This is a genomic window from Noviherbaspirillum malthae, assembly GCF_015352985.1.
GTDB lineage: Bacteria > Pseudomonadota > Gammaproteobacteria > Burkholderiales > Burkholderiaceae_D > Noviherbaspirillum > Noviherbaspirillum malthae.
Genome location: NZ_JACYXF010000009.1, coordinates 55,741 through 77,894 on the forward strand (window position 1 = coordinate 55,741; position 22,154 = coordinate 77,894).

The following is a 22,154-nucleotide window of genomic DNA, read 5'->3' on the forward strand; positions in this document are numbered from 1 at the left end:
TGACGGAGACACCCATGACTCAGGCCTTTATCTGTGACGCAATCCGCACCCCGATCGGACGCTATGCCGGCGCGCTCAAGGACGTGCGCGCCGACGACCTCGGCGCGGTGCCGCTGCGCGCGCTGATCGAGCGCAACAAGCAGGTCGACTGGACCGCCGTGGACGACGTGATCTACGGCTGCGCCAACCAGGCCGGCGAAGACAACCGCAACGTCGCCCGCATGTCGCTGCTGCTGGCAGGCCTGCCGCAGGACGTGCCCGGCGCCACCATCAACCGCCTGTGCGGCTCCGGCATGGATGCGCTCGGCACCGCGGCGCGCTCGATCAAGGCGGGCGAGACCAACCTCATGATCGCAGGCGGCGTGGAATCGATGACGCGCGCGCCCTTCGTCATGGGAAAGGGCGACAGCGCCTTCTCGCGCAATGCCGCCATCTACGACACCACCATCGGCTGGCGCTTCGTCAACAAGCTGATGAAGGAAATGTACGGCGTCGACTCCATGCCCGAGACCGCCGAGAACGTCGCGGTCGATTACAAGATCAGCCGCGAAGACCAGGATGCCTTCGCCGTGGCCAGCCAGAACAAGGCTGCCGCCGCGCAGAAGAACGGTACCCTCGCGCAGGAAATCACGCCGGTCACCATCGCCCAGAAGAAGGGCGACCCGATCGTCGTCGAACATGACGAGCATCCGCGCGCGACCAGCATGGAAGCGCTGGCCAAGCTCAAGGGCGTGGTGCGTCCCGACGGCAGCGTCACCGCCGGCAATGCGTCCGGGGTCAACGACGGCGCCTGCGCGCTGCTGCTGGCCAACGAGGCGACCGCCGGCCGCTTCGGCCTGACGCCTCGCGCCCGCATCGTCGGCATGGCGACCGCCGGCGTGCCGCCGCGCATCATGGGTATCGGCCCGGCGCCGGCTTCGCAGAAACTGCTCAAGCAGCTCGGCATGACGATAGACCAGATGGATGTGATCGAACTCAATGAAGCCTTCGCTTCGCAGGGCCTTGCAGTCTTGCGCCAGCTCGGCGTAGCCGACAACGATCCGCGCGTCAACCCGAACGGCGGCGCGATCGCGCTGGGCCATCCGCTCGGCATGAGCGGCGCGCGCCTGGTGACGACCGCGATGTACCAGCTGCACCGCACCGGCGGCCGTTATGCGCTGTGCACCATGTGCATCGGCGTGGGGCAGGGCATCGCGATGGTGATCGAGCGCGTGTAAGCATGATCAAGCGTATGCTGCCGTTATCGACACCACGCCGCTCGCCATCATGACGTTTTCACCCCTCGCCAGCCTCACCGGGTCCATGTTCTCCACCGCCGCCATGCGGCAGGTGTTCAGCGCACAGGCTTGCGTGCAGGGCATGCTGGATTTCGAGGCGGCGCTGGCGCGGGCAGAAGCCCGTGCCGGCATCATTCCGGCTGAAGCAGTCGAGCCCATCCGGCAAGCCTGCAGCGGCGATCATCTCGACCTGCAGGCGCTGTCGGAAGCGGCGGCCGGCGCCGGCAATCTTGCCATTCCGCTGGTCAAGCAGTTGACCGCCGCGGTCGCCAGGCAAGACAAGGAAGCGTCCAAGTACGTGCACTGGGGCGCGACCAGCCAGGATGCGATCGATACCGGCATGGTGCTGCAGCTGCGCCGCGCGCTGGACCTGATCGATGCCGACCTCGATGCGCTGGGAGATGCGCTTGCAGATCTCGTGGAGCGCCATGCCGACACGGTGATGATCGGCCGCACCTGGATGCAGCATGCCTTGCCGGTCACCTTCGGCCTGAAGGCGGCAGGCTGGCTCGATGCGGTGCTGCGCCATCAGGAACGACTGCAGGCCTTGCGTCCGCGCGTGCTGGCGCTGCAGTTCGGCGGCGCGGCCGGCACGCTGGCCAGTCTCGGCGACAAGGGCATGGAAGTCGCGCAGGCGCTGGCCGCCGAATTGCAGCTCGAGCTGCCCGATACGCCCTGGCATACCGGGCGCGACCGCATGGCTGAAGTTGCATCCGCACTCGGCATGCTGACCGGCACGCTAGGGAAGGTCGCACGCGACCTGTCGCTGCAGATGCAGACCGAAGCGGCAGAGCTCAGCGAGCCCGCCGGAGAAGGGCGGGGCGGTTCCTCCACCATGCCGCACAAGCGCAATCCAGTGGGCTGCGCGGCAGTGCTGGCCTGCGCCGTGCGGGTGCCGGCGCTGGTCTCGACCATGCTCACGGGCATGGTGCAGGAACATGAGCGCGCGCTCGGCGGCTGGCAGGCCGAATGGGACACGCTGCCGGAAATCGCTCAACTCGCCGCCGGCGCCCTGCAGCAGATGCGGCAGGTCGTCGCCGGACTGAATGTCGACTCGGAGCGCATGCGCGCCAACGTCGACGCCACGCACGGCCTGATCATGGCCGAAGCGGTCATGCTGGCGCTCGGCGCCAAACTGGGCCGCATGCAGGCGCATCATCTCGTGGAGGATGCCTGCCGCCGCGCGGTGGCTTCCGGCCAGCATCTGCGCGAAGTACTGACGCAGGATGCTGCCATCACTGCCGAACTGAACCCCGAACACATCGACAAGCTGCTCGATCCCGCCAACTACTTGGGGCAATCCAGGGTATTCGGCGAGCGGGTATTGCAAACCTGGCGCCGCCGCCGCGGCCGCCGTTAAGGAGAACACATCAGATGCCGACACTCGATCACAACGGAACCCGCCTGCATTACCAGGTGGAAGGCGCGGAAGGCGCACCTTGGCTGGTGCTGTCGAACTCGCTGGGCACCACGCTGGATATGTGGCGGCCGCAGATGGGAACGCTCGCGAAGCGTTTTCGCGTGCTGCGCTACGACACGCGCGGACACGGCGAGTCGGGCGTGCCGGCAGGGCCGTACACCGTCGGCCAGCTGGGCGGCGACGTGATCGCGCTGCTCGATGCGCTGAAGATCGAACGCGCCCATTTCTGCGGCCTCTCCATGGGCGGCATGACCGGCATGTGGCTGGGCGTGAACGCGCCGCAGCGCTTCGATCGCCTGGTCCTGTGCAATACCTCGGCACTGATCGGTCCGGCGGAAGTTTGGAATACGCGCATCGCCAAGGTCGATGCCGAGGGCATGGCCTCCATCGTGCCGGCGGTGATCGACCGCTGGTTCACTCCGGCTTACCAGCAGCGCGCGCCGCAGGAAGTGGCGGTGGTGCGCGACATGCTGCAGCGGACACCGCCCGCGGGCTATACCGCCAACTGCGCGGCGGTGCGCGACATGGACCAGCGCGCCGATGTGGCGAAGATCAAGGCGCCGACGCTGGTGATCGCCGGCACGCATGACCTGGCGACGCCCGCGAAAGACGGCAAGGCAGTTGCCGACAGCATTCCCGGCGCGCGCTATGCGGAGCTCGATGCGGCGCACCTGTCGAACTGGGAGCAGGCGGAAGAGTTCACCCGCACGCTGGTCGATTTTCTGGAAGGGAAGGGAGTCTGAGATGGATGAACGCGAACGCCACGCCAAGGGGCTGGAAGTGCGCCGCGCGGTACTGGGCAGCGCCCATGTCGACCGCGCGCAGGCCAATATCAATGAATTGAACGGCGAGTTCCAGGACCTCATCACGCGCTATGCCTGGGGCGAAATCTGGACGCGTCCGGGCTTGCCGCGCCATACGCGCAGCCTGCTGACCATCATGGCCATGGTGGCGCTGAACCGCGAGGAAGAACTGAAGCTGCATCTGCGCGCTGCCGCCAACAACGGCGTCACGCGGGACGAGATCAAGGAAGTGCTGCTGCAGGCGGCGATCTACTGCGGCGTGCCGGCGGCGAATTCTGCGTTTCATATGGCGCAGGAGGTGTTTCGGCAGGTGGACGAGGCGGCGAAGGGGTGAGAGTTGCGCGGCGCTACTACAAGTTAGGCTGTTATCTCCCTTCTCCCGCAGGCGGGAGAAGGGGCGGGGATGAGGGGGCTTGCAAAACCCTCGGAGGTTTCAGCAACTGCCCTCACCCCCACCCCCTCTCCCGCCTGCGGGAGAGGGGAGCCGTTCTCCGAGCTAAAAAACTTTAAACATCCGATACAGGATTGCGGCTCACCCCAAGGCATCAAAACAAGAAATGCCCGTACCAAAGCAGTTAAGATGCTTTAAATAAAATAGATGGAGACAACCATGCAGCATCCCGCGCTTCGCAGGTGGCGGTCATGATCGGCAATTTCATCGGCGTGCTCTTCGATGGCATCGCCTACGGCAGCCTGCTATTCCTCATCAGCGTCGGCCTGTCGGTCACGATGGGTCTGATGAACTTCGTCAACCTTGCCCACGGCGCTTTCGCCATGCTCGGCGGCTACGTCAGCGTCACGCTGATGATGCGCATGGGCGTGCCGTTCCTGCTGTCGCTGCCGGTGGCCTTCATCGCCAGCGCCGCCGTCGGCTTCGTACTCGAACGCGTCCTCTACCGCCGCCTGTACAAGGCCAGTCACCTCGACCAGGTGCTGTTCTCGATCGGCCTGACCTTCATGGCGGTCGCCAGCGCCACCTACGTGTTCGGGCCGCAGCAGCAGCCGGTGGCCCTTCCTGATTTCCTGCGCGGACAGGTGTCGGTGCTTGGCCTGGATGTCGGCGCCTACCGGCTCTTCATGATCGCGGTGGTCATCGTGATCACGCTGGCGCTCGGCTACTTGATCGAGCGTACCCGCTTCGGCGCGCAGATCCGCGCCTCGGTCGACAACCAGGTCGCCTCGGCTGGCCTGGGCATCAACGTCAATCGCGTCTTCAGCCTGACCTTCGCGCTCGGTTCGGGCCTGGCGGGGCTGGGCGGCGGCCTCGGCATCGACGTGCTCGGGCTCGATCCGACCTTCCCGATCAAGTACATGGTGTACTTCCTGCTGGTGGTTGCCGTGGGCGGCGCCGGCACCATCAAGGGGCCGCTCTTGGCCGCGCTCATCCTTGGCGTGTTCGACGTAGCCGGAAAATACTACGTGCCGGCGATCGGCGCCTTCGTCATCTATGCATTGATGGTGATCCTGCTGCTCCTGTTTCCAACCGGCCTGCTCGGGAGGCGTTCATGAAATCCGCAAGCGTGTCCACACCGTCCAACGCCGCGAAAGGCGCGCCGGCCAAGCCGGTCCAGCCGCTCAGGCATGCCTTGCCGAATGACCGCTGGAAGCCGCTGGAAATCGTGTTCTGGCTGCTGCCGGTTGCTGCCTACTTCCTCTTTCCCGATTATCTGGTGCTGGCCAGCCAGATCATGATCGTCGGCCTGTTCGCGGTGTCGCTCGACCTGATCCTGGGATATGCCGGCATTGTCTCGCTCGGCCATGCGGCCTTCTTCGGGCTTGGCGCCTATGCTGCCGGCCTGCTGTCGGTGCATGGCTGGAGCGAGCCGGTCAGCGGCTTGCTGATCGCCGCCGCCGTATCGGGCCTGCTCGGCTTCCTGGCCAGCTTCCTGGTCGTGCGCGGCCAGGATCTGAGGCGCCTGATGGTCACCTTGGGCGTCGGCCTGATGCTGTTCGAGGCGGCCAACAAGGCAGCCTTCATCACCGGCGGCGTCGACGGCCTGTCGGGCGTATCGATGAACAAGCTCTTCGGCGTGTTCGAATTCGACCTCTACGGCAAGACCGCGTTCTGGTACAGCTTTGCCGTGCTGTTCATCGTGTTCGCATTGCTGCGCCGCCTGGTCAATTCGCCGTTCGGCCTGTCGCTGAAAGGCATACGCGAAGGCGCGCGCCGTATGCCGGCCATCGGCGCCGACGTCAACAGGCGGCTGACCGTCGCCTTCACCATAGGCGCCACCGTCGCCGGCATCGCCGGCGCACTGCTGGCGCAGACCACCCAGTTCGTCGGTCTCGATTCGCTGAGCTTCGCCCGCTCGGCCGAGCTCATGATCATGCTGGTGCTGGGCGGCACCGGCCGCCTGTACGGCGCGTTGATCGGCGCCCTGGTGTTCATGCTGGCGCAGGACTATATCGCCGGGCTCAATCCGGCCTACTGGCAGTTCTGGATCGGCCTGCTTCTGATCGTGATCGTGCTGTTCGCGCGCGGCGGCATACTCGGCGGCGGCGAGCGGCTGCTGAACATGATCAGGGGCAGCAAGGCAGGCAAGGGAGGAGTGCAATGAATACCACGCTGCGTACCGAAGGCCTGTCCAAGCAGTGGGGGGCGTTCAAAGCCAACAGCGACATCAGCCTGAGCTTCACGCCGGGCGCGCGGCATGCGCTGATCGGTCCAAACGGCGCCGGCAAGACCACCTTCATCAACCTGCTCACCGGCAGCCTTTCGCCCACTTCCGGCCGCGTATTCTTCGGCGATGACGACATCACGTCCTTGCCCCAGCACCAGCGCGTCAAGCGCGGCATGACGCGCACCTTCCAGATCAACACGCTGTTCGCCGGCCTCACGGTTCTCGAATCGGTGATGCTGGCCATCTGCGAACGCGAGGGCAAGCACTTCGTCTGGACCAGGACGGTCGCGCAGCAGCATGCCCAGATCGAGGAGGCCATGGCGCTGCTGGCCATGCTCAAGCTCGAACGCGATGCCTCGACCGTCACGCGCAGCCTGCCTTACGGCAAGCAGAGGCTCGTGGAAATCGCGCTGGCGCTGGCAACGAAACCGAAAGTGCTGCTGCTCGACGAACCGGCCGCCGGCATACCGCAGGCCGAGAGCAAGGAATTGTTCGACGTCATCGCGAAGCTGCCGCGCGAAGTGACGATCCTGTTCATCGAGCACGACATGGGACTGGTGTTCCGTTTCGCCGAGCGCATCACGGTGCTGGTGGGAGGCAAGGTGCTTACCGAGGGCACGCCGGAAGAGATCGCGGCCGATCCGCGCGTCAAGGAAGTGTATCTGGGGGAGGCCGAACATGCCTGAACTGCTCGCGCTCGACAAGGTCACTGCCGGCTACGGCGAATCGGTGGTGCTCGAAGGCATCTCGCTCGCCATGCAGGAGGGGGACAGCCTGGCGCTGCTGGGCCGCAACGGTGTCGGCAAGACCAGCCTGCTGGTCACGCTGATGGGACTCACGCGCCTGCACGGGGGCAGCATCCGCTGGCAGGGCAAGGACATCATGCGGATGTCAACCCATGAACGGGCGCATGCCGGGCTGGGATGGGTACCGCAGGAGCGTTACATGTTTCCTTCGCTGACGGTGGAGGAGCATTTGACGGTGGTGGCCCGCCCCGGTGAATGGGACGTGAAGAAGATCTACGAGATTTTCCCGCGCCTGCAGGAGCGCCGGGCCAACATGGGCAACCAGCTGTCGGGCGGCGAACAGCAGATGCTGGCGATCGCGCGGGCGCTGATGGTCAACCCGAAACTCCTGCTGCTGGACGAGCCGATGGAAGGCCTGGCGCCCATCATCGTGCAGGAACTGACGCGGGTGATTCGCGCCCTGGTCGTGGAGCGCGGCATGTCGGTGATCGTGGTGGAGCAGCATGCGCGGCTGGCGCTGTCGCTGACGAAGAAGGCCGTGGTGCTGGACCGCGGAAGGGTGGTGCACGAGTCCGACAGCGACAGCCTGATGCAGGATCCCGAAACGCTCAACCGTCTGGTGGCAGTGGCCTAGTGCTGCCCGTCTGCATCGGCGGGAGGGGCCAGCACGCAAACAGGATGTGGTGGACAATACGCGCATGACAATTTCCCGCGAATCCACCCCAGGCCGCGTCAAGGCGGCCTCCCTGCCGCTTCTCGCCTTGACCATCTTCCTGGTCGGCATCAATCTGCGTCCCGCGCTGTCGGGTGTTGCACCGGTGCTGGCGGCGATCCGCGCCTCGACTGGACTGTCGGCGACCGGTGCCGGCGGCCTGACGACGCTGCCCGTGCTGTGCTTCGGCATCATCGCGCCGCTGGGTCCGCTGCTGGCCAGGCGCTATTCGGCCGAACGCACCATCCTGTTCGCCTTGCTGCTGCTGGCCGCCGGCATTGTGCTGCGCGGATTCTTCGGCCTGCCGGGCCTGTTCGCCGGTACCTTCCTCGCGGGCGCGAGCATCGGCGTGGCGATGGTGCTCCTGCCCAGCATCATCAAGCGCGATTTCGCCCATAACATCAGCTTCATCACCGGCCTCTATACGATGGCGCTGTCCCTGGGCGCGGCGGTGGCGGCGGGCGCTGCCGTTCCCCTGCAGCAGGCGGCAGGCGGCGAGTGGCGCGTATCGCTTGCCTTCTGGGCGCTGCCGGCGCTGCTCGGCGCGCTGGCGTGGCGCGCGCAGGGCATGCGCGGCGCTTCCGGGCCGCAGCAGAACCGCTACCGCGTCAGCGGCCTGAGCAGGAGCAGGGTGGCCTGGTATGTCTCCCTGTTCATGGGGCTGCAGTCGGTGCTGGCCTATTGCGTATTCGGCTGGCTGCCCACCATCCTCATCGACCACGGCTTCACGCCGCTGAGCGCCGGCGCGGTGCTGTCGACCTCGATCGCGGCCCAGCTCGTCACGGCACTGGCCGGACCCTGGCTTGCCACCCGCGGGCGGGACCAGCGCCTAATCGTCGTCGTCATGATGTCCATGACGCTGGTCGGCCTGATGGCCTGCATGTATGCGCCGCCTGAACAAGTCTGGCTGTGGGCCCTCGTGCTCGGTTTCGGCCAGGGCGGCAGCTTCAGCGTTGCCACCATGCTGGTGGTGCTGCGTTCGCCCAACGCGCATGTCGTGGCGGCGCTGTCGGGCATGTCGCAGCTGGTCGGCTATCTGCTGGCCGCGACCGGTCCTTTCATCACCGGCCTGCTCAGGGATGCCACCGACGGCTGGAATGTCCCTGCGGCTTTCTTCGTGATCGTCGGCCTCGCCGCCACCCTCGCGGGCGTCGGCGCCGGACAGAAGCTGTATGTGAATGCGGCGGTGCGGGAAGCGGCATAGGCGGACATGGGCCGGCATGAACCGGTGCCGGCTTTCTGTCAGGTAACTGACAGATGCTAGAATCTGCAACATCCACAGCCGCCAGCCGCCATGCCCTTATCCAGACTGATTCCGCTCGACACGCAGAGCCATCTGCATATCTCGCATGACCCCGGGCGTGGCTGGCTGTATTGCGACTGGATTGGGTACCAGACGGTCGGGTCGGTGCAGGAGGGGTGCGACCGCATGCTCGAGCTGATGGTCGGGGAGCAGGCATTCAAGGTCCTCAACGACAATACCCGCGTGCTCGGCATCTGGTCGGGCGCAGCCTCCTGGGTGGCCACCGACTGGTTTCCCCGCATGCGCGAAGCCGGCATGCTGCGCTTCGCCTGGATCTACAGCGCAAGCCGCTTCTCCCAGATTTCCACCGATACTGCCTTGTCCCTGCTCGATACCGGCGCCAGCATCAAGGTGTTCTACGAAACCAGCGAAGCCTTCGAATGGCTTGACGAGTCGGACCAGCGCGAAGCCCAGATGACCGCCTGGGTCGAGCAGAACCGGCGCGAAGGCACGCCGGCGCAAGTGGTTTCCCTGGTGCTGAGCCATCACTGGACGCCGGTGCGGGCATGGCGGGAATACCTCGGCATTTCACAAGCGCAGATGGCTTCCCGCCTCGGCATATCGCAGCTCGAATACGCGGCGCGCGAGACGGTGCTGCATCTCAACGCCATACACCGCGAACAGATCGCCGCCGTGCTCGGCGTGCGCAGCGGGCTGCTGGAAGTGTAGGGACCAGACGCGACAAACCGGTGCCTCATCCGCCCATCTTGCTCAGCGTGAATGCGGCGAGAAAGCCGCCGACCGCAATCAGGCCGGTCAGGTCGTGCGTGTGCTCGAAGGCTTCCGGAATCATGGTGTCGGCGATCATGGCCAGGATGGCGCCGGCGGCGACCGCGGTGGTCGCGGATGTCACGCCCGCAGAAAAATGCTGGAACACGCTGTAGCCGACCAGCGCGGCAATGCCCGATGCCAGCGCGATGCCGCCCCATATGCCGAAGATGTAAGCCGGGGTGCGGCCGGCCTTCTTCATGCCGGATGCGCTCGACAATCCTTCGGGAATGTTGGACAGGAAAATCGCCGCGACTGCGACCGCGCTGACCGCATGGCCGCCGACCATGGAGAGGCCGATCACGATGGACTCGGGAATCCCGTCGAGCAGGGCGCCGACGGCGATCGCCAGTCCGCTGCCGCTGTCTTCGCTTTCCTTGGTCTGCTGGTGCCCGGAGCGCTTGCGATGCTTGGCTCCCTGGCGCGCGAGCAGCCAGTTTGCCGCCGTGTACACCGCCGCGCCGCCGAGAAATCCGATGGCGGTCGAACTGAAGCCGCCTTTTTCATAGGCTTCTTCCATCAGTTCGAAGGACAGCGCGGAGATCAGCACCCCGCTGCCGAAAGCCATGATGCCGGCGATCAGGCGCTGCGGCACGCGAACGAAGTAGCCGATGGCCGCACCGAGCAGAAGGGCGCCCCCGGCAACCGTGCCCCAGAAACCGGCCTGCAGCCAAATCGGGATACCGTGCATGTGTTTCATCCTCACCGTCAGCGTGCCATCGTGCCGGCACAAACCGTATCGGCTTGGGCAAAGCCGGCCGGTACGGAACTTGTCTTGTCTCCTGATTAAATGACGGTGCCGCGCGAAGAAGGTTCACGCGCAAGTCTTCAGGCTTGCCGATTCGCTGCCATCCGGCATGTCGGATGGACCATGCCGTACTTGCCATGCTTGCCGAGCATGCCCGAAAAAGAAGAGGGGCCACCCTGCCGGCGGCCCCTCCATGATGTGGCTTGCGGTTTTCGTTTCGGCTTACTTGCCGGTGTCCTTCATGTCGGCAAACTTGTCGAACTCCACGTTGTAGACTTCGCCGTTCACCTTTTCCACCTTGCGGATATAGACCGTCTGCACCACGTCGCGGGTGGCGGGGTCGATCGTGATCGGGCCGCGCGGGCTGTTGATCTTCATGCCCTTGAGGGCTGCCATGGCCTTGTCGCCGTCGATCTTGCCGTTGAGCTTCCTCGACACCTCATAGATGGCGTGGATGCCGTCATAGGCGGCCACGGCCATGAAGTTAGGACGGCCGCTGCCCGGGTTGGCGTCGGCGAAGTTCTTGAGGAAGGTCTTGTTCTCCGGCGAATCGTGGGCCGCCGAGTAATGGAAGCTGGTGATCACGCCCAGCACCGCATCGCCCATGGCCGGCAGCACATGGTCGTCGGTCAGGTCGCCTGTCGCGATGACCTTGATGCCGGCTTCCGCCAGTCCGCGCTCGCGATAGCCCTTCATGAAGGCGATGCCCTGTTCGCCGGCCGGCACGAAGATGAACACCGCTTCCGGCTTGGCATCCTTGATGCGCTGGATATACGGAGCGAACTCGGGATTGCGCAGCGGAACGCGGATCGACTCGACCACCTGTCCGCCGCCGCCGATGAAGTTGGTCTTGAAGGCGGTTTCCGCATCGATGCCGGGGCCGTAGTCGGCCACCAGCGTGACGACTTTCTTGACGTTGTTCTTGACCGCCCAGGTCGCCATCGGGCCGGAGACCTGCGGCAGCGTCATCGACACGCGGGCGATGTAATTCGACTTGGTGGTGATGATCGAGGTCGCGGCGTTCATGATGATCATCGGCTTCTTCGCCTGTTCGGCGATCGGCGCCACCGCGAGCGCTTCCGGAGTCAGGCCGAAGCCGGCAAGGAAGTCCACCTTGTCGCGCACCACGAGTTCCTGCGCCAGGCGCTTGGCCACTTCCGGCACCGGGCCGGTGGTGTCCTTGATGATGATCTCGACCTTCTTGCCCGCGACCTTGTCGCCGTGCTGCTTCATGTAGGCCTTGATGCCGCTTTCCATCTGCTTGCCGTAGTCGGCGAAGGGGCCGGAGAAGGGCGCCACTAGGCCGACCTTGATGGTTTCCTGCGCATGGGCCGCGATGCCGGTAAGCCCGAGGGTGCCGATGGCGGCGATGGATGCCAGTATCTTGCTGATCTTCATGCTTGTCTCCTGTGATGGCCCGGGGCCATTGAAGGTTATTGGTCTTTGCAAATCAGGGCCGGCTTGCCCGCAGGCGGCGACAGGGCCGGGAACTGCTTTGGGTCATCATAACTGAATCGTTGTGCGCTTAGCAGCCGCATGTTCGCCTAACGCACGCTTTCGGCGGATGCGCCGGCAGTGCCGGCTCAATACTTTCTACTCCACCTTCTCGTAGGGCAGGCCGACGTAATTCTCCGCAATGGTCGTGCGGCCGGCCAGCGAGCCGGTGTAGTACTCCAGGTCCGCCAGCTGGATGCGCTGGCCGAAGGGATCGTCGCCCAGCTTGTGCAGCACCGAGGTCATCCACCAGGAGAAGCGCTCGGCCTTCCAGATGCGGCGCAGGCAGAGCTCGGAATACTTGTCCAGAAGGTCGGTCCGGCCTTCATGGTAAGTTCTGCGCAGCACGTGGTACAGCGTATAAACGTCGCTGGCAGCCAGGTTCAGCCCCTTGGCCCCGGTCGGCGGCACGATATGCGCGGCATCGCCGACCAGGAACATGCGGCCGAACTTCATCGGCTCGGCGACGAAGCTGCGCAGCGGCGCGATGCTTTTTTCAATCGACGGCCCGGTCACCAGCGAGGCGGCAACGTCTTCGGGCAGGCGGGCCTTGAGTTCGTTCCAGAATCGCTCGTCCGACCACTCTTCCACCTTGTCGTCGAGCGAGCACTGCACATAGTAGCGGCTGAGGACATCCGAACGCATGCTGCACAGCGCAAAGCCTCGCTCATGGTTGGCATAGATCAGTTCATGCGCTACCGGCGGCGTGCGCGACAGGATGCCGAGCCAGCCGAAGGGATAGACGCGTTCGAAGGTCTTGAGCTTGTCCTTGGGCGCGGACTTGCGGGAGATGCCGTGGAAGCCGTCGCAGCCGGCGATGTAGTCGCATTCCAGCTCGACGGTTTCGCCATCTTTGACGAAGGTGACGCGCGGCCTGTCGGTCTCGAAGTCATGCGGCTGCACGTCGTGGGCCTCGTAGATGCTGATGCCGCCAGCAGCCTTCCTTGCATCCATCAGGTCGCGCGTGACTTCGGTCTGGCCGTACACCATCACCGTCTTGCCGCCGGTCAGTCCCTTCAAATCGATGCGCTCTCGCCGGCCGGAAAAAGACAGGCTGAACCCTTCATGGACATGGCCTTCGCGGTCCATGCGCTCCCCGGCGCCGGCTTCGCGGATCAGTTCCGCAGTGCCCTGTTCCAGCACGCCGGCGCGGATGCGTCCCAGCACGTATTCGGGCGACTTGGCTTCGAGGATCACGGTGTCGATGCCTTGGCGTTGCAGCAGCTGGCCCAGCAGCAGGCCCGAGGGGCCGGCGCCGATGATGGCGACTTGGGTTTTCATGACCGTCTCCGGAAATCTTGTTGGCTATGCGCTATCTTCGTTCCGGAAACGCCGGTTGAGAATGGACTTTTTTGGGAATAAATTGTACTTTTCGCATATTTGCGGATGTCCGCACGTCTGGTTTCCGGGCATCGGGCACGGAATGCGTAAGGAGAGGAAATGACCAGCGTCGGCGCAGTACCCGTCTATCAGCTGTACGGCGAGCATGAAAACTGGCCGACGCCGGAAATGGTGCACTGCGAGTCGATTGCGGCTCGCAGCCGTTTGCACAATTGGCACATCAAGCCGCATCAGCACACCGGCCTGTTCCAGATCCTGTATCTGGAGAGCGGCAGCGCCCGCATCCAGCTCGACGACCAGCAGAGAATGATGCACGCCGGCCATGTGCTGATGGTGCCGCAGATCTGCATACACGGTTTCGAGTTCGCCCGGGACACGGTGGGCCATGTGGTCACGCTGGCTTATCCGTTGATCAACAAGCTGACCCGCCAGATGCCGGACGGGCTGGCCAGCCTGACCAGCCCCAGCCTGCATGCGCTGGGCGAGGACCAGGAAAGCGCCTGCATCCGGATGGCCTTCGGCGCGCTTGACATGGAATACCGGGGCAGTGCGCCGCACCGCGACGTCCTGATCGAAGCGCTGCTAGGCGCCATCCTGGCCTGGCTGAGCCGTCATGCGATGCAGATGCCTTCCGGCATGCAGCGCGAGGCGGGCAGGGGTACCAGGCATTTCGCCCGCTTCTGCGAGTTGCTGGAAGAGAATTACCTGCAGCACCGGCCGGTCGGCTACTATGCGAAGCGGCTCGGCATCACGGCCGCCCACCTCAACCTGCTGTGCCGCCAGACGGTCAGCAAGTCGGCGCTGGAACTCATCCATGAGCGCGTGCTGCTGGAGGCCAAGCGCAACCTCGTCTATACCTCGATGACCGTCAGCGAAGTGTCGTACGCCATCGGATTCTCCGATCCGGCCTATTTCACGCGCTTTTTCAAGCGCGCCGCCGGATGTCCGCCCAAGGATTTCCGGCAGCGCGCAGTTAGCGGTTATTCAACGGAATCGCCCGCCGAGGGGCATTTTCGATGAACGGCGGCAAGCACCGTCGGCGCGCCTTCGATACAATGCCTGCTTCATGAAATAAGGAGTCCTTACATGGATGACCACGACTTTTCCGAAAAAGACTGGCGCCGGCTGTTGCGCCACATCGGTGAAGACCCGAACCGCCAGGGTTTGCATGAAACACCGAAGCGCGTCGACAAGGCGTGGCGGCACTGGACATCCGGCTACCATCAGGACCCGGCCGAGATCCTGAAGGTCTTTGAGGACGGCGCCGAAAAATACAACGAGCTCATCGTCGTGCGCGGCATCCCGGTGTACAGTCATTGCGAGCATCACCTGGCACCGTTCTTCGGCACTGCTACCGTCGGCTATACCCCGAACGGCAAGATTGTCGGCCTGTCGAAACTGACGCGCCTGGTCGAATGCTTCGCCAAGCGCCTACAGGTGCAGGAGCGCCTCACCATCCAGGTCGCGGAAGCGCTGATGACCCATGTCGAGCCGCTGTCGGTCGGCGTCGTGATCCGCTGCCGCCACATGTGCATGGAAAGCCGCGGCATCCAGACGCCGGGCGAGGAAACCGTGACCTCGGCCCTGCTGGGCGAGATGCGCACCAATCTCGGCCTGCGTACCGAATTCTTGTCGCTGGCGCGCGAGAAGGACTGAATCGAAGCAAGGTAGCGGCCCGCTCTGCATGAAGGCCGCAACACCGCATGACAAAAAACACCGGCACGCGAGGCCGGTGTTTTTTTGCCTGTTCCGTCAAGCCATTGATGTCAATGCAGCTTGACCGGCGGCGTCACCTTGCCGCGCAGCCAATGCGCCAAGCTTTGCGCAGCCATGCGCAAAAAGCCGTGCAGGGCCATCACATGCTTCTGATACATCAGGCCGTACAGCACGCGGGCCGCGATGCCGCCCACGAGCATCTCCCGTTCCGGATTGCTGCACAGCAGGCTGCCGACCGCGGCGACCGGGCCGAGGGAGACCAGCGAGCCGTAGTCGCGATACCGGAACGGCGGCCGCTCGCTTCCCCGGTCTGACGACAGGATCTCCGCCAGGTACATCGCCTGCTGGTGCGCCACTTGCGCGCGCGGCGGCACGGCGGCGCCGCTGGACGGGCAAACATAGCTGGAACAGTCGCCGATGGCGAAGATGTCGCGGTCTTCCAGCGTCTGCAGGCAGGGCGTCACGATGATCTGTCCCAGCCGGTTCAGGGCCAGGCCCATCGTCGCGCAGACCTGCGGGCCTTCCACGCCGGCGGCCCAGAGCGTCATGTCCGATGGATGGCGCGTTCCGGCCGCATCCACCACGGCGTCCCGTTCGACGCGCGCCACGGTGGTGGAGGCGAGCACCCCGATGCCCAGCGAAGCGAGGTGGCGGGCCGCCCGGCGCGACAGGCGCGGATTGAGATGCGGCAGCAGCAGTTCGCCGCGTTCGACGAGGCTGATGTGTACATCCCGTTCCGGATCGAGCGCATGCACGTTGTAGCGGGCCAGTTCGCGCACCGCATGGCTGAGTTCCGCCGCAAGCTCGACGCCGGTGGCGCCGCCGCCGACGATGACGAGCTTGACCGCCGTGCCCCGGCTGCTGGCCTGCATGCAGCAGGCGAGGAAGCGCTTGCGGAACTGTTCCGCTTCCCAGACGCTGTCCAGGGTCATCGAATGCTCGGCGGCGCCGGGAATATTGTAGAAATTGGTGACTGCGCCGAAGGCCAGGACCAGCTTGTCGTAGGAGATTGTCCGGGGCGGCAGGACCTCGGTGCCGTTTGCATCGCGGTAGGGGGCCAGCGATACGGTCTTGCGCCGGCGGTCCACGCCGAGCACTTCGCCGCAGGAGAATTCGAAGCCGTGCTCTGCAGCCTGGGCCGCGTATTGCACTTCATGGACTTGGGGATCGCGCATGCCGGAAGCGACCGTATGCAGCAGCGGCTTCCAGAAATGCGCGGGCGAGCGGTCGACCAGGATGATGCGGGCGCGGCCCCGCCTGCCCAGGCTGTCCCCCAACCGCGTTGCGAGCTCAAGCCCGCCGGCTCCCCCTCCTGCAATGACAATGGTTTGCATGACTTGCCTCCAGACTGATTGAAATTCCGAATCGATAAGGACCGAGCATCGCCTTGAATTCCGAGGTTGCGCTATGTCGCGTTATGCCGAGCGCCGTGCCGGCAGGACAAGCTTCGGCCGAGGCATGCGCTGCGGCTGCGGATCGGGCCGCTGCTGCCGATGCTGCTGCTTGAGCATGCACAGCATGTCGAAGCCGAGCGCGCGCGGCTTGGGAGACTGTACTGAAGCATCGTCATCCGCGATGTCGCGCCATTCCCTGAGATGGGAACGGCCGCGGTCGCCTGACGCTGCATTCCGCACGCCATGCATCATCGACGCGGCGAACGTCCAAATTCCTGCAGCACGCGCGGCTTCGAGGCCTGATGCGGAAGCCTCGATGGCCGCCCCATGTTCGGCTTCGACGCCGACGGTACGCAGCGCAAGCTGGTAGGGGCCGTTGCCGTTTGCATCCCCGAGTTCGGCGCCGCTTGCAACGACGGCAAACATGTCGTTCACCGCTTCGCCGCAGGCTTGCTCCAGCAAGGCGGTGGCGGTGCGCGCAGGCAGGTCGGTCACGATCGCCAGCTTGCAGCCGGCGGCAAGCGCTTCTTCCGCCAGCGACAGGCATTCGCCGTTCACGCCGGCTGCGCCGTCGAGCACCAAGGCATGGAAGGCATCATGCTTCTGGCGAAGCAATGCCTTCATGTCACGTGCGGAGACGCCTTGTGCGTGAGTGATCGCCAGCGCGGCGCTGCGGCTTGCCGCCGCGCGGAACTCGGCGACGCCCCAGTGCCGGTCGATGCCGCAGGCCTTGAAGGCGATATTGCATGCGCGCCGGTGCGCGTCTTCGGTATCGAACATCACGCCGTCGAGCGTGAGAACAAGCAATTCAATTCCCATTCGGATACCCCTTGTTTCAATGGCCGCCGTCATGGCGATGCCGATTCATGTTTCGTCGTCTGATGGCTGTTAATATAAGGGCAAGCAATTGAAAAGAAAAATTAATTTTTCTGTGTATTTGATAAGGCATACCTTATGAATCCCGCCAGCTTCAAACAGCTCGAAGCCTTGCTTCTTGTCGCGCGGCACGAGAGCGTGTCGCGTGCGGCGGAAGCACTGCATGTGACCCAGCCTGCCGTGTCGCTGCAGCTGCGCATGCTGGAAGAAGCCGCCGGCACGCCGCTGACGCGCAAGGTGGGACGCGGCATACAGCTGACCGCCGCCGGCGAGGTCATGGTCGATTTCGCCGATCGCATACTGCGCCTGTGGGAAGAGGCGACCGATGAGGTCGCGGCGCTGAAGGGCGCCATCAGCGGCACGCTGCGTATTGGGGCCATCACGACGGCCGAGTACCTGCTGCCGCCGATGCTGGTGCAGTTCACGACCGAGCGGCCGGGCGTGCGCATCAAGCTGCAGGCCGGCAACCGCAACGAGATCGTGAGCATGCTGACCAAGCATGAGATCGACCTGGCCATCATGGGCACGCCGCCGCGCGAGCTGAGGACCAATGCGTCGCGCTTCGCGCGGCATCCCATGGCCTTCATCGCCAGTCCCGATCATCCGCTGATGAAAAGAAAGCGCGTGGCCCTCGGCGACATCATGGATGCCAACCTGCTGGTGCGCGAACGCGGCTCGGGCACGCGCACTACGGTGGAGAGACTGTTCAAGGAAGCGGGCATGCCGCTGCGCATCGGCTCCGAATTGTCGAGCAATGAAGCGATCAAGCGGATGGCGGTGGCTGGGCTGGGCGTGGCCTTCCTGTCGGTGCATGCCTGCACGCTGGAATTTGAAGCCGGCCTGGTCGGTCTGCTACCGATGGCCGAGAATCCGGTGGAGGCGGACTGGTATGTGATGCATCTGACCGACAAGCCGATCCCGACGGTCGCGGCCGCCTTTCAGGACTTCGTCATCGAGAACGGCCAGCAGGTGGTGCACAAGCAGCTTGGCGCATTCCATCGCGATGCGGCCAGGCTGCAGCGCACGCGTAAGCCGCGCTGAGGTGGCTGCGATCGGAGCTTATACCAATCACAAGTCATGACATGCCGAATGAGATTGATGGATTTTTTCGACTGGCAAGGCGCGGGAGGAGTCCATAGCGGGCTATGGATGACGAGCGCAACGCCGGCAGGCGGAAAAAGACGCGATCTCATGGCATGGAATGGCTTGGGATTGGTATTAATAACCGAGACGCGGGGCGGCCGGTTCCGTCCGGACGCCGCCCTTGAAATGCGCCGCCAAGGCGCTGGTCGCCTGCGCCAGCATGATGGCATCCACGCCGACGGCAACGAAGCTGCATCCGAGATCCAGGTAGCGCTGCGCAAGGCTGCGGTCGGTGGTGAGTATGCCTGCAGCCTTGCCTGCGGCGATCACGGTGGCGATGGCGTCGTCGATGGCCTGCATCACATCCGGATGGGACGGATTGCCGCGGTGGCCCATGGAGGCGGAAAGATCGGCGGGACCGATGAATACGCCGTCCACGCCATCGACCGCCGCAATCGCGGCCAAGTTCTTCAAAGCCGTTGTGGACTCCGCCTGCACCAGCAGGCAGATTTCATTGTTGCTCTCATCCACGTAGCCTGGAATGCGGTTCCAGCGCGATGCGCGTGCGAGCGCGCTGCCGACACCGCGTACACCCTCGGGCGGGTAGCGCGTGGCACGCACCAGTTCGGCTGCCTGTTCTGCGGTTTCCACCATGGGCACGAGCAGGCTCTGCACGCCGAGGTCGAGGTACTGCTTGATCAGCGCCGTGTCGCCTATCGGCGGCCGCGCGACCGGATGCGATGCATAGGGCGCGACCGCCTGCAGCTGCGCGAGCATGCTGCGGACGTCGTTGGGTGCGTGTTCGCCGTCGATGAGCAGCCAGTCGAAACCGGCGCCGGCGCAGATTTCAGCGGAGTAGGCATTGGCGAGGCCGACCCACAGGCCAATTTGCGCTTGCCGGCGGGCGAGGGCGCGCTTGAAGGTGTTTTCAGGTGTATGCATTCGGCGTTAAGGGGCAGTGACGAAACGTAAAGACGCTATGGTAGCGCCGGCACGCAAAGCGTGTCGCCGCTGCCCCAAGCTGCCCCGAGCCGCTATTCCCAGGTCAGGTCGTGACCGGTCCGATGGTGCCGGGAAATTCCGGCGGGATGGCATCCGGCTGGATTTCCGGTCCTTGTGGCCCGGACGGCACGACCGGGTCCAGCGGCGGAGAAACTTCCGGTTCCGGCCGCGAGGCAGGCGCTATGTCGGGGCCAGGATTCGGCGTGACGGGTACTTCGGGCGGAGAGTGGGACGGATTCTCGTGCGGTTCCTGTTGAGACATGGCATGACTCCTCGGTCAAATGTTTGCTTTGCGTTATCGCTGTCCTTGCCGTGACGGCTGCGCGCCTGCATTTTTTACTGATGCATGTACGAAGCTCGCCGTGCCGGGCTCGACAGAACGGTTCAACCGCGGCGGCGGTTGCATTCTTCAACGGTATTGCAACATTTGTTCCACCGCCAAAAACAAAGCCCGCTTTCGCGGGCCTTGTGGTGCAGGTTCAGCTTGAGAGATCAGGCGAAATTCTTCGAGACGAAATCCCAGTTGACGACGTTCCAGAATGCCTCGACGAACTTCGGACGGGCATTGCGGTAGTCGATGTAGTACGCGTGCTCCCACACGTCGCAGGTCAGCAGCGGCTTGTCGGCGCTGGTCAGCGGCGTGCCGGCGTTGGACGTGTTGACGATGTCCACGGAGCCGTCACCCTTCTTGACCAGCCAGGTCCAGCCGGAACCGAAGTTGGAGACGCAGGACTTGGTGAATTCTTCCTTGAACTTGTCGTAGGAGCCGTACTTGGCATTGATGGCGTCGGCCAGTGCGCCGGTCGGTGCGCCGCCGGCATTGGGTGCCATGCAGTTCCAGAAGAAAGTGTGGTTCCAGACCTGTGCGGAGTTGTTGAACACGCCGCCCGAGGATTTCTTGATGATCTCTTCCAGCGATGCGTTTTCGTATTCCGTGCCCTTGATGAGGTTGTTCAGGTTGGTCACGTAGGCCTGGTGATGCTTGCCATAGTGGTACTCCAGCGTCTCCTTGGAGATGTGCGGCTGAAGTGCGTCCATCGCGTAAGGCAAAGGTGGCAGGGTGTGTTCCATTTGGCTTCCTTTCTGTTTTTGGGCGGTTGATGTTGTTTTTGAAAGAGCTCAATTGTATGTCGGATGCGTCAAGCCTGCATGGAACCCCGCATTGATTTAGCGCCAAGAAATGCGGGGAACCGGCATGTCCCGAGAGACGCTTATATCGACTATGCCGCCGTCGATATAAACGCCCGGTTCGGACGGATCAGTCCAGCGTCGGCTGTACGCTGGCGATGCCGACTTCCGCCGCACCGTCGGCCAGCCTGACGGTGACCAGATCGCGCGGGCGCAGGTCTTTCGGCGACCGGATCAGCTTGCCCTTGCCGTCGGTGACCATCGCATAGCCGCGTTCCAGCGTGCGTTGCGGATTGAGCAATTCCAGCTGGGCCGATAGCGCGGCAAGTGCCTGGCGGCGCTGCGCGGCGGCCGTCGCCATCCTGGTTGTCAGGCGGCGCGCATCGTCGGCCAGTCTGGCCCGGGCCGGGGCGGTTTGCGGCAGCTTGGCCTGAAGGCGCAGATGCAGCTGGTTCACCGCAAACCTGGCCTGGTTCAGGGGCGTGCGTGTCGCATGTGCAAGCCGGGATTGCAGGGACTGGAGCTTGAGCCGCTCATGGGCGATGTAGGATGCGGGGCTGACCAGCCGCCGCGCCAGCCAGTCGAGCGTCTGGTTGGCATCGGACAACTGCCTGCGCAATGCGCGCGTCAGGTCGTCGGCATGGGATTCCAGCAATGCCAGCCAGTCGGCGCGCGGGGCAGCCGCCATCTCGGCCGCTGCGGTCGGCGTCGGCGCGCGCAGATCGGCGGCGAAATCGGCGATGGTGAAGTCGGTTTCGTGGCCGACGCCGGAGACGACGGGCATCGAGCAGGCAGCGATTGCCCGCGCCACCGCTTCGTCGTTGAAGCACCACAGGTCCTCGATGCTGCCTCCGCCGCGGCAGACCAGGAGGGTATCGACCTCGGCGCGGGCGGACGCTGTGGCGATCGCCTGTGCAATTTTTGCTCCCGCGCCTTCGCCCTGCACCGGCGTCGGATAGAGGATCACCCGCACGTGTGGCGCCCGGCGGCACAGGGTGGTGAGGATATCGCGCAGCGCCGCCGCCTGCGGGCTGGTGACGATGCCGACGGTGCGGGCGAACAGGGCCAGTGGGCGCTTGCGTGCCGGGTCGAACAGCCCCTCGGCGGTCAGCTGTTCCTTCAGGCGCAGGAACGCCTCATACAGATTTCCCACGCCGGCGCGGCGGATTGCTTCCACATTCAGCTGGTAATCGCCGCGCGGCGCGTACAGCGTCACCAGCGCGCGGACCTCGACCTTGTCGCCTTCGCGCGGCGTGAAGCCGGCGTACTGCGCCCGCCCGCGAAACATCACCGCCCGTACCTGGGCGCCATCGTCCTTGAGCGTGAAATACCAGTGGCCCGATGCGGCCCGGGTGAAATTGGAAATCTCCCCGGATACCCAGGCCAGCGGAAAATTTCTCTCCAGCATGCGGGCGACGGACTGGTTCAGGGCCGAGACCGTCATGACCGAGGGCTGGCCGGCGGACGACATCAATACGGTTTCATTTGGATTTTCGATTGACATGACGCTATTTACAGGCAATTTGTCCACAGATAGGTGATAGTGTCCGCTCACTGTCACAGTTGGTTACAATCAACTTTGGCTTGATATAAGTCATTGATTTAAAAAGTGAGTACTACATTTCAGCGTTACTCTGGAGCAAAAGAAAAGTCTTATGAATCAAGTGCTTTCCCGGATTCCCACAGATTTGCCCACAAAGTTATCCACAGGATCTGCAGGCT

The 22,154-nt window shown here is 64.2% G+C and carries 22 protein-coding genes; 13 read left to right on the top strand and 9 right to left on the bottom strand.

Annotation, left to right across the window (positions count from 1 at the left end; genetic code table 11):
- Positions 1–14 precede the first annotated feature (14 nt).
- From pcaF to IGW03_RS14185, 10 genes are all read left to right on the top strand, one after another.
- Complete coding sequence (pcaF, locus tag IGW03_RS14140) at positions 15–1,217, top strand: 3-oxoadipyl-CoA thiolase (RefSeq protein WP_194723212.1); 1,203 nt, start codon at positions 15–17, stop codon at positions 1,215–1,217.
- 49 nt (positions 1,218–1,266) lie between these two features.
- Entirely contained in the window at positions 1,267–2,637 is a 1,371-nt protein-coding gene (locus tag IGW03_RS14145) for a 3-carboxy-cis,cis-muconate cycloisomerase (RefSeq protein WP_194723213.1), read from the top strand.
- Positions 2,638–2,651: 14 nt separating this feature from the next.
- Positions 2,652–3,440, top strand: coding sequence for a 3-oxoadipate enol-lactonase (gene pcaD, locus IGW03_RS14150; protein ID WP_194723214.1), 789 nt, complete (start codon positions 2,652–2,654; stop codon positions 3,438–3,440).
- Position 3,441: 1 nt separating this feature from the next.
- A complete protein-coding gene (pcaC, locus tag IGW03_RS14155; protein WP_194723215.1) occupies positions 3,442–3,834 on the top strand; it encodes a 4-carboxymuconolactone decarboxylase in 393 nt (130 codons plus the stop codon).
- A gap of 308 nt (positions 3,835–4,142) precedes the next feature.
- On the top strand, positions 4,143–5,009 hold the full coding sequence (locus tag IGW03_RS14160) for a branched-chain amino acid ABC transporter permease (RefSeq protein ID WP_194723216.1): 867 nt from the start codon (positions 4,143–4,145) through the stop codon (positions 5,007–5,009).
- The gene (locus IGW03_RS14165) at positions 5,006–6,058 is read left to right on the top strand and encodes a branched-chain amino acid ABC transporter permease (RefSeq protein WP_194723217.1); all 1,053 of its coding nucleotides are present in this window, start codon (positions 5,006–5,008) and stop codon (positions 6,056–6,058) included. The genes IGW03_RS14160 and IGW03_RS14165 overlap by 4 nt, the downstream gene beginning before the upstream one ends.
- A complete protein-coding gene (locus IGW03_RS14170) occupies positions 6,055–6,807 on the top strand; it encodes an ABC transporter ATP-binding protein (protein ID WP_194723218.1) in 753 nt (250 codons plus the stop codon). Before IGW03_RS14165 ends, IGW03_RS14170 begins: the two co-directional genes overlap by 4 nt.
- On the top strand, positions 6,800–7,501 hold the full coding sequence (locus IGW03_RS14175) for an ABC transporter ATP-binding protein (RefSeq protein ID WP_194723219.1): 702 nt from the start codon (positions 6,800–6,802) through the stop codon (positions 7,499–7,501). The genes IGW03_RS14170 and IGW03_RS14175 overlap by 8 nt, the downstream gene beginning before the upstream one ends.
- Before the next feature lie 64 nt (positions 7,502–7,565).
- Positions 7,566–8,783 (top strand): CynX/NimT family MFS transporter, encoded by a 1,218-nt coding sequence (locus IGW03_RS14180; RefSeq protein ID WP_194723220.1) that lies wholly within the window; start codon positions 7,566–7,568, stop codon positions 8,781–8,783.
- A gap of 90 nt (positions 8,784–8,873) precedes the next feature.
- Positions 8,874–9,551: a helix-turn-helix domain-containing protein gene (locus IGW03_RS14185; RefSeq protein WP_194723221.1), complete on the top strand. Its 678-nt coding sequence runs from the start codon at positions 8,874–8,876 to the stop codon at positions 9,549–9,551.
- A gap of 25 nt (positions 9,552–9,576) precedes the next feature.
- Here the strand turns inward: IGW03_RS14185 and IGW03_RS14190 are convergent, their stop codons facing one another.
- The 3 genes from IGW03_RS14190 to pobA all read right to left on the bottom strand — a co-directional run bounded on the left by IGW03_RS14190 (position 9,577) and on the right by pobA (position 13,173).
- Positions 9,577–10,341, bottom strand: coding sequence for a ZIP family metal transporter (locus IGW03_RS14190; RefSeq protein WP_194723222.1), 765 nt, complete (start codon positions 10,339–10,341; stop codon positions 9,577–9,579).
- Positions 10,342–10,620: 279 nt separating this feature from the next.
- Positions 10,621–11,796, bottom strand: coding sequence for an ABC transporter substrate-binding protein (locus tag IGW03_RS14195; RefSeq protein WP_194723223.1), 1,176 nt, complete (start codon positions 11,794–11,796; stop codon positions 10,621–10,623).
- Positions 11,797–11,991: 195 nt separating this feature from the next.
- On the bottom strand, positions 11,992–13,173 hold the full coding sequence (gene pobA, locus IGW03_RS14200) for a 4-hydroxybenzoate 3-monooxygenase (RefSeq protein WP_194723224.1): 1,182 nt from the start codon (positions 13,171–13,173) through the stop codon (positions 11,992–11,994).
- Positions 13,174–13,332: 159 nt separating this feature from the next.
- Here pobA and IGW03_RS14205 point away from each other — a divergent pair, with 159 nt between their 5' ends.
- Both IGW03_RS14205 and folE read left to right on the top strand, forming a co-directional pair.
- Positions 13,333–14,253, top strand: a complete 921-nt coding sequence (locus tag IGW03_RS14205; RefSeq protein ID WP_194723225.1) for a helix-turn-helix domain-containing protein — start codon at positions 13,333–13,335, stop codon at positions 14,251–14,253.
- Between the two features lie 66 nt (positions 14,254–14,319).
- Positions 14,320–14,889: a GTP cyclohydrolase I FolE gene (gene folE / locus IGW03_RS14210; protein WP_194723226.1), complete on the top strand. Its 570-nt coding sequence runs from the start codon at positions 14,320–14,322 to the stop codon at positions 14,887–14,889.
- A 110-nt stretch (positions 14,890–14,999) separates the two neighbouring features.
- Here folE and IGW03_RS14215 read toward each other — a convergent pair whose 3' ends face one another.
- On the bottom strand, positions 15,000–16,283 hold the full coding sequence (locus IGW03_RS14215; RefSeq protein ID WP_194723227.1) for an NAD(P)/FAD-dependent oxidoreductase: 1,284 nt from the start codon (positions 16,281–16,283) through the stop codon (positions 15,000–15,002).
- 81 nt (positions 16,284–16,364) lie between these two features.
- A complete protein-coding gene (locus tag IGW03_RS14220; protein WP_194723228.1) occupies positions 16,365–17,162 on the bottom strand; it encodes an HAD family hydrolase in 798 nt (265 codons plus the stop codon).
- 135 nt (positions 17,163–17,297) lie between these two features.
- Here IGW03_RS14220 and IGW03_RS14225 point away from each other — a divergent pair, with 135 nt between their 5' ends.
- A complete protein-coding gene (locus IGW03_RS14225) occupies positions 17,298–18,260 on the top strand; it encodes a LysR family transcriptional regulator (RefSeq protein WP_194723229.1) in 963 nt (320 codons plus the stop codon).
- A gap of 177 nt (positions 18,261–18,437) precedes the next feature.
- On the opposite strand, the gene hpaI is transcribed toward IGW03_RS14225, so the two are convergent.
- The 4 genes from hpaI to xseA all read right to left on the bottom strand — a co-directional run bounded on the left by hpaI (position 18,438) and on the right by xseA (position 21,936).
- Positions 18,438–19,244 (bottom strand): 4-hydroxy-2-oxoheptanedioate aldolase, encoded by an 807-nt coding sequence (gene hpaI / locus IGW03_RS14230; RefSeq protein WP_194723230.1) that lies wholly within the window; start codon positions 19,242–19,244, stop codon positions 18,438–18,440.
- Positions 19,245–19,347: 103 nt separating this feature from the next.
- A complete protein-coding gene (locus tag IGW03_RS14235; protein WP_194723231.1) occupies positions 19,348–19,566 on the bottom strand; it encodes a hypothetical protein in 219 nt (72 codons plus the stop codon).
- A gap of 230 nt (positions 19,567–19,796) precedes the next feature.
- Positions 19,797–20,375, bottom strand: a complete 579-nt coding sequence (sodB, locus tag IGW03_RS14240; RefSeq protein WP_194723232.1) for a superoxide dismutase [Fe] — start codon at positions 20,373–20,375, stop codon at positions 19,797–19,799.
- A gap of 187 nt (positions 20,376–20,562) precedes the next feature.
- Positions 20,563–21,936: an exodeoxyribonuclease VII large subunit gene (gene xseA, locus IGW03_RS14245; RefSeq protein WP_194723233.1), complete on the bottom strand. Its 1,374-nt coding sequence runs from the start codon at positions 21,934–21,936 to the stop codon at positions 20,563–20,565.
- Positions 21,937–22,154: the final 218 nt, after the last annotated feature.